Source organism: Cellulomonas chengniuliangii (assembly GCF_024508335.1).
GTDB lineage: Bacteria > Actinomycetota > Actinomycetes > Actinomycetales > Cellulomonadaceae > Cellulomonas_A > Cellulomonas_A chengniuliangii.
This window is the reverse complement of sequence record NZ_CP101988.1, coordinates 1,033,009-1,046,959: the sequence shown is the minus strand read 5'-3', so window position 1 is coordinate 1,046,959 and position 13,951 is coordinate 1,033,009. Positions and strand designations below refer to the sequence as shown.

Below are 13,951 nucleotides of genomic sequence, written 5' to 3'. Positions count from 1 at the left end.
CGTCGATCCTTCGTGTGTGGGGCGTCCGGCGCCATCTCAGGCGCCTCAGGACCGCGGCGGGCGGCGCCCGGGGTCGAATCGATACGATACAACACGGCGTGCGCCTGTGCGAGGCTCTGCCCAGGTGGCGGCCACCCAGGGCAGGGCCTCGCACAGGAGCTCAGAGCCGCAACTCCAGCAGATCGTCGCCGGGCGCGGCGTCAGCCCGCGGGCCACCGGCGACCTGCGCCGACCACGGACCCCGCGCCCCCGTCGCCACGACGCGCACGAGGCCCCCCTCGCGCGTCACGGTGAACCGCGCTCCGCCCTCGCCGCCGAGGTCGGGCACCCAGGTGGTCGACGTGTGGCCGTCCTCCAACTCGAACAGGTGCAGGGTCACACCGTCGGAGTAGTCGTAGTCCGGCCGGTCCGAGCGGGCGCCCACCGGCAGCACCGTGCCCGGGCGCACCAGCAGGGGCAGCGAGTCGAACCCGTGCCGCTCGCGAACCCACCGGGGGCCGGTGACCCGCTCCCCCGTGAGCAGGTGGGTCCACGTCCCCTCCGGCACATAGACCTCGACGTCGCCCTCGGCGCTGAACACCGGCGCGACCAGCAGCGCGTCACCGAGCATGTACTGCGTGTCGACGGTCGCGGCGCCGCGGTCGTCCAGGAACTCGAGGGCCATCGGGCGCATCACCGGCACGCCCTCCTGGTGCGCCTGGGCGCCGATCCGCGCGAGGTACGGCATGAGCGCCAGCTTGAGGCGGGTGAACCGCCGGGTGACGTCCACGGCCTCCTCGTCGAAGGCCCACGGCACCCGGTAGGAGTCGGAGCCGTGCAGCCGGCTGTGCGAGGAGAGCAGCCCGAACGGGAGCCACCGCTTGAACACCGCGGCGTCCGGGACGCCCTCGAAGCCCCCGATGTCATGGCTCCAGTAGCCGAACCCCGACATGGCCAACGACAGGCCGCCGCGCAGTGACTCGGCCATCGACACGAACGTCGACTCGCAGTCGCCGCCCCAGTGCACCGGGAACTGCTGCCCCCCGGCGGTCGCCGAGCGCGCGAACAGCACCGCCTCGCCGGCGCCCTTCTCCGCTTCGAGCAGCTCGAAGACCGCCTTGTTGTAGAGGTGCGTGTAGTAGTTGTGCATCCCGGCCGGGTCCGACCCGTCGTGCCAGACGACGTCCGTGGGGATCCGCTCGCCGAAGTCCGTCTTGAACGCGTCGACCCCCATGTCGAGCAGCCCGCGGAGCTTGCCCTGGTACCAGGCGGTGGCCTCGGGATTGGTGAAGTCCACCAGCGCCATCCCGGCCTGCCACATGTTCCATTGCCACACCGAGCCGTCCGGGTTCTTCACCAGGTACCCCCGCTCGCGCCCTTCGGCGAACAACGCCGAGCGCTGCGCGATGTAGGGGTTGATCCAGACGCAGATCTTGAGCCCCTTGGCCTTGAGCCGGGCGAGCATCCCCTCGGGGTCCGGGAACGTCGCCGGGTCCCACACGAAGTCGCACCAGTGGAACTGCCGCATCCAGAAGCAGTCGAAGTGGAAGACCGACAACGGCAGGTCGCGCTCCGCCATGCCGTCGATGAAGCTCGTGACCGTCGCCTCGTCGTAGCTGGTCGTGAACGACGTGGACAGCCACAGGCCATACGACCACTCCGGCACGCGCGCCGGGCGCCCGGTGAGGGCCGTGAACTTGCGCAGGATGTCCTTGGGCGTGGGCCCGTAGATCACGAAGTAGCGCAGGGACTGGCCCTCGACGCTGAACTGGGCGCGCGAGACGACCTCCGTGCCGACCTCGAACGAGACCCGCTCGGGCTGGTCCACGAACACGCCGTAGCCGGCGTCGGTCAGATAGAACGGCACGTTCTTGTAGGCCTGGTCCGAGGCGGTGCCGCCGTCCGCGTTCCAGATGTCGACGGTCTGCCCGTTCTTGACCAGCGCGCCGAACCGCTCCCCCAGGCCGTAGACGTGCTCGCCGACGCCGAGCGTGAGCTGCTCGCGGACGAAGTGACGGCCCTCGGCGTCGGTGATCACGCCGACGCTGCGCGGCGTCGAGGAGGTCAAGGTGCGCCCGTCGGCCTGGAAGTCGACGGTCCACTCCCCCTCCGTCGCGACGCGCGCGGTGAGCGCTCCCGAGCGGAACGTCGCGGCCGCCTCGCCCGACATGTCGGGGCCGGACACCTTCACGTTCGCGACCGCGCTCGCCAGCTCGAACCGCGGTCCCCGCTCGACGCCGCCCTGGAAGTGCTCGATGGTCACACCGATCACGTCGTCCATCGGCGTGTGGAACGACACCGTGATGAGCGGGCGGTTGAGCGTGTCGCCGCGGGTGGCTAGGGGCCCGGTCGCGGCGTACAGCGTGAGCGTGTCCGTGCCGGCGACCACGTCGTCGACCGCCTGGGGGCGCAGGATGCTGACGCCTGGCAGGACCTGCCAGTAACCGTCGGTGAACTTCATGGGGTCCTCTCGATCAAGGCCACGGCGCCCTCCGCGGGGAGGCGTGCCGTGCTGGTGTGGTCGTCGCCGGTGAGCAGGTCGCGGAACGGCCCGGGCAGGGCCACGACACGCTCGTCCGGGTTCGCGTTGAGCAGGAAGAGCACGGGTCCGCGCCGGACGGCCTCGACGCCCTCCGGTAGGTCGTCGAGCACGCCGCGCACGCCGGCCGCGTGGGCGCACTGCCGCACCACCGCGTCGAGCACCTCCTGCGGGGGCGTGGTGGCCACGTACCAGGCCTGGCCGCCGGAGGGGTGCTGCCGCCGGACGATCGCCGGGCAGCCCTCGAGGTCCGCGCCGGCGAACTGGGCGACGGCCTCGCCGCCCTCGAGGCGCAGCCGCTCGGCCCAGGTATACGCCGTGAAGTCCCAAAGCGCCTCCGACACGACGGGAGCGCCGGCGTCCGGGAGCGGGCAGTACTCCTCGCCGGAGGCGCCCACCAGGTCGGAGAACGGCGCCGGGAACCGCCCGGGGCGCACGTGGCCGTCGCGGTCGGCGACTGCCGAGAAAGGGCCCAGCAGCAGCACGCCGCCGCGCTCGACCACCCCGCGGAGGCGCGCGGCGTCGTCGTCCTCCACGAGGTACAGCTGTGGCGCGACGACCAGGTCGTACCCGTCCAGGTCCGCGCCGGGGCCGACCACGTCGACGGCGATGCCCGCCTGCCACAACGGCTGGTAGTACGCGTGCGCCTGCGGCAGGACACGGAGCCGGTCGGAGGGCTGGGCGGGCTCCTCAGCCGCCCACCAACTCGACCAGTCGAAGACGATCGCCGCGCGCGCCTCGACGCCGGTCCCCACCACGGACGCCAGCCGGCGCAGCTCGGCGCTGTGCGCCTGGACCGCGCGGTGCAGGCGGGTGTCGGCCCCGGCGTGTGGCAGCAGCGCCGAGTGGAACCGCTCGGCGCCGAAGGCCGAGGCGCGCCACTGGAAGAAGCAGGAGCCGTCCGCGCCGCGGGCGATGGCCCGCAGCGAGTCGAGCCGCATCCGCGCCGGGGACTTCGGGACGTTGTGCGGGCGCCAGTTGACGGCGCCGGCCGCCTGCTCCATGACCATCCACGGCTCGCCGCCGGCCAGCGAGCGCATGAGGTCATGGGTCAGCGCCAGCGCCGCGGGGGACCGCGGGTCGGCGGGGTCGCCATAGACGTCGTCGGCGACGACGTCGACCTCGGGCGCCCAGCGCCAGTAGTCGGTGGCGTGGTGGAACCCCATGAAGTTCGTCGTGACGGGGGTCCCGGGCGCGAGGCGCCGGATCACGTCGCGCTGCTCGCGGTACACCGCGAGCAGCTGGTCGGAGGCGAAGCGACGGTGGTCGAGCACCTGGGTCGGGTTAAGCAGGTAGGGCGCTGCGCGGGGCGGGACGATCTCGCGCCAGTCGTCGTAGCGCTGGCCCCAGAACGCGGTGCCCCAGGCCCTGTTGAGCTCGGCGATCGTGCCGTGCCGGCGGCGCAGCCACGCCTGCAGCTCGGCCCCGCACAGGTCGCAGTGGCACACCTGGCCGTACTCGTTCCCGACGTGCCACATCCGCACCGCCGGGTGCGCGCCGTACCGCTCGGCGAGGGCGCGGGCGATCGCGAGCGCCCGCTCCCGGTACACCGGGGATGAGGGGCAGAAGTGGTTGCGGGACCCGTGGCTGAGCCGGACACCGTCCTGGGTGACCGCGCGGGTCTCGGGCCACCGCAGGCCGAGCCAGGGCGGCGGCGAGGCGGTGGGCGTCGCCAGGTCGACGGCAATCCCCGCCGCGTGGAGCAGGCTCAGCACCTCGTCGAGCCAGGCGAAGTCGTGGTCGCCGGGCCGTGGCTCGATCCGGGCCCAGCTGAAGACGCCCAGCGTGACGAGGTTGACGCCAGCCTGGCGCATGAGGGCGACGTCCTCCCGCCAGACGTCGGGCTCCCACTGCTCGGGGTTGTAGTCGCCGCCGAACAGGATCCCGAGGTCGCGCGTCAGGGCGCCGAGGCCCGTGCGCCCCGTAGGCGCCAGCATCCCGGCGGCCGACGGCCTGTCCTGGGTGGTGCTGTCCACATGCCCTCTGTCCCTGCCCGCGCCCGTGGGCGAAGGCTCATCGAAGCGGTTCAACACGATAATCCGATCTCGGTGAGCGAGTCCAGCGGCAACTGTGGACATCACCCGTCACGAAGCGCCCAGTGATCGTCGAAGCGCTTACGCATACGGACGGGCGAACGGATCCGTCCAGTGCACTAGTCACGGCCCCCGCCCCGCTAGGGTGAGCGCAGTCGAGGCGCAACGGCCCGATAGTCCACCCGACAACCGGACCGGAAGGGGGCGCCCCGTGGCGACCATCGACGACGTCGCACGAGCGGCCGGCGTCTCCACGTCGACCGTCTCGTACGTGCTCTCTGGCAAGCGGCCGATCTCCGCGCCCACCCGGCAGCGCGTCGAGCGGAGCATCCGCGACCTCGGGTACCGGCCGCACGCCGGCGCGCGCGCCCTCGCCTCGAGCCGCACGAACGTGCTCGCCCTGATGGCGCCGTTGCGCGCGGACGTCAACGTCAGCGTCATCATGCAGTTCGTCACCGGCGTGGTCACCAGCGCACGGGCGTTCGAGCACGACGTGCTGCTGCTCACGCAGGACGACTCCGCCGGGCTCGAGCGGGTGGCCGACGGCTCCATGGTCGACGCCCTGATCATGATGGACGTCGAGGCCGACGACCCGCGCGTGCCGGTCCTGGTGGGGCTGCGCCAGCCCGCAGTGCTGATCGGGCTGCCGCAGGATCCCGAGGGCCTGTCCTGCGTCGACCTGGACTTCGAGGCCGCAGGGCGGGTCGCCGTCCGGCATCTCGCCGAGCTCGGGCACCGCGAGATCGCCCTGATCGGGTCCCCTCGGGCCGTCCTGGAGCGGCACACCTCCTACGCGGACCGGATGCTGCGCGGCTTCAGCGGCGAGGCGGCGTCGTTCGGCCTGGACGCGACAACGCAGTCGTGCGAGTCCTCGCACACCGGCGCGGTCGAGGCCGTCGACGCCGTGCTCGCGGCCATGCCCGGGATCACCGGCATCGTCGTGCACAACGAGGTGGCGCTGCCCGCGGTCCTCGCGACGCTCCGCGAGCGCGGGCGCCGCGTGCCAGAGGACGTCTCGGTCGTCGCGATCTGCCCCGAGGACGTCGCTGTCGGCCAGCCCACCCCGCTGACCGCCGTGGACATCCCCGCGCACACCATCGGCCGGGTCGCGGTCGAGATGGCGATGGCGCGGGTGGAGGGCGAGCAGCCGGCCGAGACGCGCCTGCTGGCGCCCGTGCTGACGGCGCGCGCCACCACCGCGGCGCCACCGACGGCCGCGGCGCACCTCAACCCTTGATGGCGCCGAAGATGACGCCCTTGGTGAAGTGCCGCTGCACGAACGGGTAGACGAGCAGGATCGGCACCACCGCGAGCACCATCACGGCCATCTGCACCGGCAGGCCCGTGACCACGCCCGTCGCGACGTCCACGGTGCCGGTGCCGCCGCCGGGCAGCGAGACGCCCTGCAGCACGTACGAGCGCAGAACCAGCTGGATCGGCCACTTGGCGTTGTCGTTGATGTACAGCATCGCGTTGAAGAACGCGTTCCAGTAGCCCACCCCGTAGAACAGCGCGACCACCGCCACCGCCGCCTTCGACATCGGCAGCACGATGGCGCCCAGGATGCGCCAGTCCCCCGCGCCGTCGATCCGCGCCGCGTCGATGATCGCCGGCTCCACGCCCATGAAGAAGTTGCGCAGGATCAGCACGTTGAAGGCCGACACCGCGCCGGGCAGGATCAGCGCCCAGTACGAGTCGATCAGGCCCAGGCCGCTCACCAGCAGGTAGGTGGGGATCAGCCCGGCCCCGAAGAACATCGTGATGAGGAAGACGAACAGGATGGGGCGGTGCAGGTACGAGCCCGGCCTGGACAGCCCGTAGGCCGCGAGCACTGAGACCACCGTCGACAGCACTGTGCCGACCGCCGTGACGCCCACGCTGACCAGGGCCGCGCGGGTCACGACCCCGCCCGAGAGGATCTGGGTGTACGCGTTGAGGGTCAGCTCGCCCGGCACCGTCACCAGGCCGCCCGCGCGCAGCGTCTCGGCCTGCGTCGACAGGCTCGTGAGGACCACGGTGTACAGCGGGAACACCACCGCGAGCACCACCACGGCCAGCACGACGACCTTGGAGACGGCGCCCGCCTTGGACGGCGGCTCCTCCCATGCCGGCCGGTGCCTCGAGCGCCTCGGCCGCGCTCGCGGCGGCGGGGCGTCGGGGAGGACGGGGGGCATGGGAGCCGCTCCCGGGGTCAGCTGTGAGACCTGTCCGCTCATGCGCGCTTGTACACTCCCGACTCCCCGAAGACGTGCGCCAGCTTGTTCGCCCCGAGGACGAGCGCGAGGCTGACGACTCCCTTGACCAGGCCGGCGGCCGCGGCGAAGCTCCAGTCGCCGTAGACCACGCCCTGGTAGTAGACGTACGTGTCGATGACCTCCGAGACGCCCACGCCCACCGCCCCGCGCTGCAGGATCAGCTGCTCGAACCCGACGGTGAGCGAGTCGCCCAGCCGCAGGATGAGGAGCAGGATCACGACGGGGCGCAGCGCGGGCAGCGTGATGTGCCACATCCGCCGCCACCGGTTCGCCCCGTCGACGGCGGCCGCCTCGTACAGCTCGGGCGACACGGTGCTGAGCGCTGCGAGGAAGATGATGATCCCCCAGCCGGCGTCCTTCCAGACCGACTGCATGGTGATGAGCACCAGGAACGTGTCCGGGTTCGTCATCAGGTCGAAGCCCGCGTAGCCGTGCTGGCGCAGCGTCTGGTTGAGCAGGCCGGCGCCGCCGAACATCTGCTGGAACAGCGTGACGACCAGCACCCACGAGAAGAAGTGCGGCAGGTAGACGATCGACTGGATGGTGGTGCGGACCCGCGGCGACATCACGCTGTTGAGCAGCAGTGCCAGGAAGATCGGCACCGGGAAGAAGAACACGAGCTGGAAGGCCGTGATCGCCAGGGTGTTGCCCACCGCGTTGAGGAACAGCGGGTTGCTGAACACCCGCTCGAAGTTCTCCCAGCCGACCCACGGGCTCGAGAAGAACCCCTGGTACGGCGAGTACGACGACCACGCCATGATGTTGCCGAGCATCGGCACATAGGCGAACACCGCCAAGAGCACGACCGCGGGGAGCACCATCAGCAGCAGCGATCGGTCGCGCGCGATCTGCGCCCGACGGCTCAGCCGTCGAGGCGGCGGCCCCGACGGCGCGGCCACGCCGTCGGGGCGTTCAGGCGCCGGCTCGGCCCGCCGGCGGTGCAGGAGCGGGATCGTCACGCGTTGTCCAGGATGTCCTGGTAGAAGGCGCGGAGCTCGTCACCGCCCGCGGACTTCCACGTCTGGACCGCCACGTCCAGGTCGTCGAGCGACTTCCTCCCACGGGAGATGTCCTTCTCGAGGTCCTGGAACGGTTGCCCGATCGAGGCGTACTGCTGGGGCTCGGAGATCTGCTGGCCGAAGAACAGCGGATCGGTGAGGTACTGGGCCGCGTCGGCCTGCCAGGCGGAGGACGCCTCGACGTAGCCCGGGTACTGCACCTTCGCGTTCACCACGGGCCCGCTCAGCAGGAAGATGTAGGTGGGCTGCACCTCGCTGGCGGCCAGTTCGGTCGGGACCGGCAGGCCATCGGCGTCCTTCGTGTAGTGCACGCCCTCGACGCCGTAGTTGACCAGGTCGAACTCCGCCGTGCCGAACGGCCCCGCGAGGGCGTTCGCCAGTGCGAGGAGCTCCTTGACCTTGTCCTCGTCGTCGGTCTTCTTGAGGAACGAGGAGATGTTCGCCGGGTTGCCCTTGTACAGCACGGGCGTTCCGCCGTCCGCGGCGAAGGGCGCGAAGGGCTGCTGCCAGAACGCCGGGTTCGCGCCGAGGTTGTCGCGCAGCGCCTCGTTCCAGCTCCCCAGCCCGTCGGCCATGATGAGCGACCGCCCTGACTGGAAGCGCTGCTTGGCGTCGCCGTCCTGGGCGGCGACCGCGTCGGGGTGCACGGCGCCGGACGCGAAGAGCTTCGCGTTCCAGGCCAGCGCCGCGCGGTACTCGTCGGTCTCGATCCGGTGGACCAGCGAGCCGTCGTCGTCGAGCCGCCACTTCGGCGGCACGCCGTGGATGATGGCGGCGGTGGTCCACAGGTCCTCGGCGCCCCACCGCCCCGAGCCTGCGTCCGTGAGCTCGAGCGCGAGCGCGAGCAGGTCGTCGCCGTTCCTGACGTCCGGGGTGATGCCGAGCTGGTCGAGCACGTCCTGCCGGTAGAACGTCGCGTCGGTGAGGATCTCCCCCGGCATCGGCAGCCCGTACAGCCGCCCGTTGAACACGCAGAACTTCCACACGTCGGACGGGATGTTCGCGAGGTTGGGATACGCCTTGACCTTGTCCCCGGCCAGGTAGGGCGTGAGGTCCTGGAAGACGTTGCCGACGATCTCGGTGGCGAACCGGGGCGGCAGGTTCCAGTTGGGCACGCACACCCAGTCGGGAACGTCCTTGGACGAGGCGAGCACGGTGGCGAGCTTGTCCCCGTAGGTGTTGCCGTCGGCGATCTGGAACTCGATGGTGGAGCCGAGCATCTCGTTGACGGCCGCGTAGTACTGGTTGCCCTTGGCCTGGGGGATGGTGCCCCACAGCGGGGTCATGGCAGTGAACACCGCGCCACTGCCGGGCGGTGTGGGCACCGACGTCACCAGGGTGTCCGGCAGGCGGCTGAAGCCAGGCGTGGAGCCGTTGACGCTGGGGAAGTCCGGGTCGACGTAGTCCGTCGGGATGTACGTGGGGATGGCGTCCTCGATCGGGAGCGCTGCGGCTGCTCCGCCCTGCGGGTCGCTCGGGCTCCCGCAACCGGTCAGCAGCGTGGGGACCCCGACGACGGCGGCGCCCGCTGCGACCAGGCCCAGGAAGGACCGCCTCTCGAGGGCGACGTCCGCGACCCGGCCGGCGTGGCGGAGGTGTGTGGTGGTGTTCATCAGCGCCCTTCACTCCCTTGTGGAAACGCACCTGCGGAGGGGACCGCCGTGCGCGGTGGCACGGCCGGGATGAGCTCCGGGCTGATCGACAGTGATCGGATGACCCGGGACAGCAATGTCAGCCACCTCGACCATCGACATCGAAGCGGTTCGACGGGCCGACTCTAGGGCAGGGTGAGCGAATCTCGCAATACCCCTTTTTACACGGATCGCGCATGACGGATTTTCGGCAGTTGCTCCGGATCAGCGGTGCAAACAGTCCCGTTTCGCGTACGGTTGGTGGCGCGGGCAGGCCTGGCTCGATCCGTCGAAACGGTTCGACCACACAGCATCGGCCCGCCCATTCATCCGATCACCAGCACCGAAGCCGAGGACCTTCCGTGGCCGACGACGATGTCCAGCCCACCCAGCCCGACGCAGCGGCCCTCCGCGCGGAGCGCGCCCGATCCCTGCTCGCCGAGCTCGCGCTCCCAGAGAAGATCGCGCTGCTGCACCAGCACGCCCCCGCCGTGGAGCGCCTCGGGCTGCGCGCGTTCCACACCGGGGCGGAGGCGCTGCACGGAGTGGCCTGGCTCGGCGCCGCCACCGTGTTCCCCCAGCCCGTCGGCCTCGCCGCCACCTGGTCCTCCGAGCTGCTCACCCGAGTCGGGGAGGCGGTCGGCGTCGAGGTCCGCGCGAAGCACGCCGAGGACCCCTCCGTCAGCCTCAACGTGTGGGCCCCGGTGGTGAACCCGCTGCGCCATCCACGCTGGGGACGCAACGAGGAGGGCTTCTCCGAGGACCCGCACCTCACCGCCGAGCTGGCCACCGCCTACGCCCGCGGGCTGCGCGGCGACCACCCGGTGTACTGGCGCACCGTCCCCACCCTCAAGCACTTCCTCGCGTACAACAACGAGACCGACAGGGCGCTGACCAGCTCCCGGCTCCGGCCCCGGGTGCTCCACGAGTACGAGCTGCCCGCCTACCGCGGACCGGTCGAGGCAGGCGCCGTCGGGGCGGTCATGCCGTCGTACAACCTGGTCAACGGCCGCCCCAACCACGTCGCCCGCGAGCTGCTCGATGAGCTGCGGAGCTGGACCCCCGCGTCGCTGCTCGTGGTCTCCGACGCCGCGGCGCCGGGCAACCTGGTGACCTTCGAGCGCTTCTACCCCGACCACGTCGCGGGCCACGCCGCCATGCTGCGGGCCGGGGTGGACTCGTTCACCGACAACGACGCCGACGCCCAGCCGACGATCGACCGGATCACCGCCGCCCTGGAGCGCGGACTGCTCACCGAGGCCGACATCGACCGCGCCGTGCGGCGCCACCTCGAGTTGCGCCTCGCCACCGGCGAGCTCGATCCGGGCCTCGACCCGTACGCCGGCATCGGCCCGCAGGACATCGACCTGCCCGAGCACCGAGCCCTTGCCCGGGAGGCCGTCGCGCGGTCCGTGGTGTTGCTCGCCAACGACGGGGTGCTGCCGCTGGGCGCGGGCCAGCGCGTCGCCGTGGTGGGCCCCCACGCCGACCGCGTCCTGCACGACTGGTACTCCGGGACGCCCCCGTACACGGTGGGCATCGCGACCGCGCTGGCCGCGCGGCTCCCCGGCGCGGTGACGATGGCCGAGGGCGCCGATCGCGTGGCGCTCCGCTCCACGACCACCGGCGGATACCTGCGCCCTGACGCCGACGGGACGCTCCTCGCAGACGGCCCGGACGCGCGCGCTGCCGCGCAGATCGACATCACCGCGTGGGGCGACGGGGTCGTGACGCTCCGCTCGGCCCAGACCGGCGCCCTCTGGTCCGCGGCGGGCTGGGTGGTCCGCGCCGACGCCGAGCGGGTGGGCGGATGGGTCGTCCAGGAGAGCTTCCGCCTGCACCGCCACGACGACGCGACGTGGTCGATCCTGCACCTGGGCAGCGGACGCTGGCTCCGGGTGCAGCACGGCCACGGACAGGTCGCCGCCGACGCCGCCAGCCTGTCCGGCGCCGAGCGGTTCACCCTGCGCACGGTCCGCTCCGGACTGGCGCAGGTCGCCGAGGCGGCCCGTGCCGCGGACGTCGTGGTGGTCGCCGTCGGCAACGACCCCCATCTGCTGGGCCGCGAGACGGAGGACCGCCCCCACCTGCGCCTCCCCCACGAGCAGGCCGAGCTGTGGCGCGCGGCGCGCGACGCCAACCCGCGGGCTGTGCTCGCCGTCGTGTCCTCCTATCCGTACGTCCTGGGCGACGTCGCGGACCAGGCCGCGGCGGTCGTGTGGAGCTCGCACGGCGGCCAGGAGCTCGGGCCGGGGATGGTCGACGTGCTCGTCGGGGACCGCGAGCCGTGCGGCCGCCTCGCGCAGGCCTGGCCGGCTGACGAGTCCCACGTCGGCGACCTCCTCGACTACGACGTGATCGAGGCCGGCGCGACGTACTGGTACGCCGAGCACCCGGCGCTCTACGCCTTCGGCCATGGCCTGTCCTACACCGACGTGGAGTACACGGGGCTTCGGCTGGACGGCGCCGACGTCGGCCCGGACGCGGTGGTCCGGGCCCAGGTCACGGTCGCCAACCGAGGGGCCAGACCCGTCGACGAGCTCGTGCAGCTGTACGGGGCGTCACCGGGCCACCGCCTGCAGGTCCCCCGCCGACGGCTCGTCGCGCACGCGCGCGTGCCGCTCGCGCCCGGCGAGACTCGATCCGTCGAGCTCGAGGCCCCGGTCGCGCGCCTCGCGACCTGGGACGTGACCCGGAGCCAGATGGTGGTCGAGCCTGGCCTCCACGAGTTGCACGCGGGCCCGTCGAGCGCCGTGCAGCCGCTGCGCGCCGAGTTGCGCGTGGGCGGGCCACCCGTCCCGCCCCGGGCTGCCGTCGGGAGGCCGCTCCGGCTGGCTGACTACGACGAGCAGCACAGCACGACGCTCGCCGAGCGGACACGCGAGGCCGGTGACGTGGTGCAGCCCGCCCCCGGCGCGCGGAGCGGATGGGTGCTCCTGCGGTCCGTGGACGCCCAGGGCTCCGACAGCCTGCGGATCACGCTGGCCCGCACCGGCCCCGGCGAGGCACGCGCTCGAGTCGAGGTCCGGGGGGCCGAGGACGCGGCCGGTTTGGCGCGTGGCCACGATGGGGCGTGGCAGGTGGCCGGGACGGCCGAAGCGCCCACCGACGGCGGGCGCTACGACTGGTGGGACGTTCCCGTGGCCGCCGGCCCAGGCTGGGAGTCGCTCGTGGGGAAGGTGGTGGACGTCCGGGTGGTGCTGACGGGACCGGTCCGCGCAGGCGAGCTGACCGCGGTTGGGGCCTCGCCCACTCCCTGAACCAGCCGCCCCGCTCGCCGCACCCGGACCGGGCGCAGCGCGTCGTCGACCACCAGGATGTCCGCGCGCCGACCGGCGACCAGGGCGCCCAGGTCCGGGCGCCCGAGCACCTCGGCGGGAGTCGTGGCGGCCGCGCGCACCGCGTCGACGAGCGGGACGCCGCCCCGCACCGTCGCGCGGACCACGTCCAGCAGATGCGCCGTCCCGCCCGCGATGGCGCCCGGGCCCTCCGGAGACGCGAGCCGCGCGACACCGCCCACCACCCGCACAGCTAGCGCGCCCAGCTCGTAGTCGCCGTCCGGCATCCCCGTGGCGGCCATCGCGTCGGTCACCAGCGCGATGGCGCCCGGACCCACCAGGTCGAACACCGCACGGACGGTGGCCGCGTCCAGGTGGACGCCGTCCGCGACGAGCTCCACCACGAGCTCGCCGCGCGCCGCCGCGGCGAGGCAGGCGGCAACCGGTCCGGCATCCCGGTGGTGCGGCGGTCGCATCCCGTTGAACAGGTGGGTGGCCGTCGGGCGAGCCGACCGCGACCCGTCCGCCCCGAGCAGCCCGATGGCCCGCGCCACCCCCACGTCGACCTGCTCGGCGCTCGCGTCGGTGTGGCCGAACGACGGCAGTGCGCCCACTCGCGCCAGCGCCGCCACGACGTCGTCACCGCCGTCCACCACCCCGAGGACCTCCGGCGCGATCGTCATCGTCACCAGCCCGCCGCGGGCCGCCGTCGCGACCGACTCGACGAGCCGCGAGTCGCCGGGCGTCATCGCGCGCGGGTCTTGGGCGCCGCACCGCCGGGCGGACAGGAAAGGGCCCTCCAGGTGGATCCCCGCCAGCTCCCCCTCCTCCACGAGGTCTGCGAGCAGCGCTGTCCGGGCCAGCAGCACCTCCGGGGGGGCCGTCACCAGTGACGCGACGACGCTGGTCGTGCCATGGCGCAGATGCTCGCGCGCGGCCCTGCGGGCCTCGTCGGACGTCGTCGCGTCCGGGAACCCGGCGCCCGCGCCGCCATGGTTGTGCAGGTCCACCAGCCCGGGCAGCACCGAGCGCCCGGGCCCGGGCGCCGTCTGCCTGACCAAAGCCGCCCACCGGGGCGGCGCCTCAGCCGCCGGCCCGACCCACGTGATCAGCCCATCCTCGACGACGACCACGCCGTCCGGGATCGCGCCTGTGGGGGTGATGACCTGTCCGCGCTCGGCGGCGGGCTCCTCGGAGGTGCTCACGAGGCCATCTTG

Annotated in this window: 7 protein-coding genes and 1 pseudogene; 2 read left to right on the top strand and 6 right to left on the bottom strand. The window is 72.6% G+C overall.

All coding sequences use genetic code 11. The annotated features are described in order from the left end of the window. Nucleotides 1-160 precede the first annotated feature (160 nt). Both yicI and NP064_RS04905 read right to left on the bottom strand, forming a co-directional pair. Nucleotides 161-2,440, bottom strand: coding sequence for an alpha-xylosidase (gene yicI, locus NP064_RS04910; protein WP_227570775.1), 2,280 nt, complete (start codon nucleotides 2,438-2,440; stop codon nucleotides 161-163). Further along, nucleotides 2,437-4,494 (bottom strand): beta-galactosidase, encoded by a 2,058-nt coding sequence (locus tag NP064_RS04905; protein WP_308015950.1) that lies wholly within the window; start codon nucleotides 4,492-4,494, stop codon nucleotides 2,437-2,439. The genes yicI and NP064_RS04905 overlap by 4 nt, the downstream gene beginning before the upstream one ends. A gap of 268 nt (nucleotides 4,495-4,762) precedes the next feature. Between NP064_RS04905 and NP064_RS04900 the strand changes: the two genes are divergently transcribed. Beyond that, nucleotides 4,763-5,788 (top strand): LacI family DNA-binding transcriptional regulator, encoded by a 1,026-nt coding sequence (locus NP064_RS04900; RefSeq protein WP_227570776.1) that lies wholly within the window; start codon nucleotides 4,763-4,765, stop codon nucleotides 5,786-5,788. Here the strand turns inward: NP064_RS04900 and NP064_RS04895 are convergent. Genes NP064_RS04895 through NP064_RS04885 form a run of 3 tightly spaced genes read right to left on the bottom strand, consistent with a single transcriptional unit; the run spans nucleotide 5,778 to nucleotide 9,438 of the window. After that, nucleotides 5,778-6,725 (bottom strand): carbohydrate ABC transporter permease, encoded by a 948-nt coding sequence (locus NP064_RS04895; RefSeq protein ID WP_227570777.1) that lies wholly within the window; start codon nucleotides 6,723-6,725, stop codon nucleotides 5,778-5,780. The two genes, NP064_RS04900 and NP064_RS04895, sit on opposite strands and share 11 nt — an antisense overlap. A 38-nt stretch (nucleotides 6,726-6,763) precedes the next feature. Next, a complete protein-coding gene (locus tag NP064_RS04890) occupies nucleotides 6,764-7,705 on the bottom strand; it encodes an ABC transporter permease (RefSeq protein ID WP_227570863.1) in 942 nt (313 codons plus the stop codon). 56 nt (nucleotides 7,706-7,761) lie between these two features. Then, nucleotides 7,762-9,438: an extracellular solute-binding protein gene (locus NP064_RS04885; protein WP_227570778.1), complete on the bottom strand. Its 1,677-nt coding sequence runs from the start codon at nucleotides 9,436-9,438 to the stop codon at nucleotides 7,762-7,764. 215 nt (nucleotides 9,439-9,653) lie between these two features. Here NP064_RS04885 and NP064_RS04880 point away from each other — a divergent pair. After that, a pseudogene (locus tag NP064_RS04880) lies at nucleotides 9,654-12,146 on the top strand (beta-glucosidase family protein); the annotation flags it as partial. Nucleotides 12,147-12,574: 428 nt separating this feature from the next. Here NP064_RS04880 and NP064_RS04875 read toward each other — a convergent pair. Next, nucleotides 12,575-13,939: an N-acetylglucosamine-6-phosphate deacetylase gene (locus NP064_RS04875; protein WP_372456416.1), complete on the bottom strand. Its 1,365-nt coding sequence runs from the start codon at nucleotides 13,937-13,939 to the stop codon at nucleotides 12,575-12,577. Between the last annotated feature and the right edge of the window lie 12 nt (nucleotides 13,940-13,951).

Coding starts and splice junctions, on each gene's coding strand:
- NP064_RS04895 (WP_227570777.1), bottom strand. CDS start 6,725: ATGCCCCCCGTCCTCCCCGACGCCCCGCCGCCGCGAGCGCGGCCGAGG.
- NP064_RS04885 (WP_227570778.1), bottom strand. CDS start 9,438: ATGAACACCACCACACACCTCCGCCACGCCGGCCGGGTCGCGGACGTC.
- yicI (WP_227570775.1), bottom strand. CDS start 2,440: ATGAAGTTCACCGACGGTTACTGGCAGGTCCTGCCAGGCGTCAGCATC.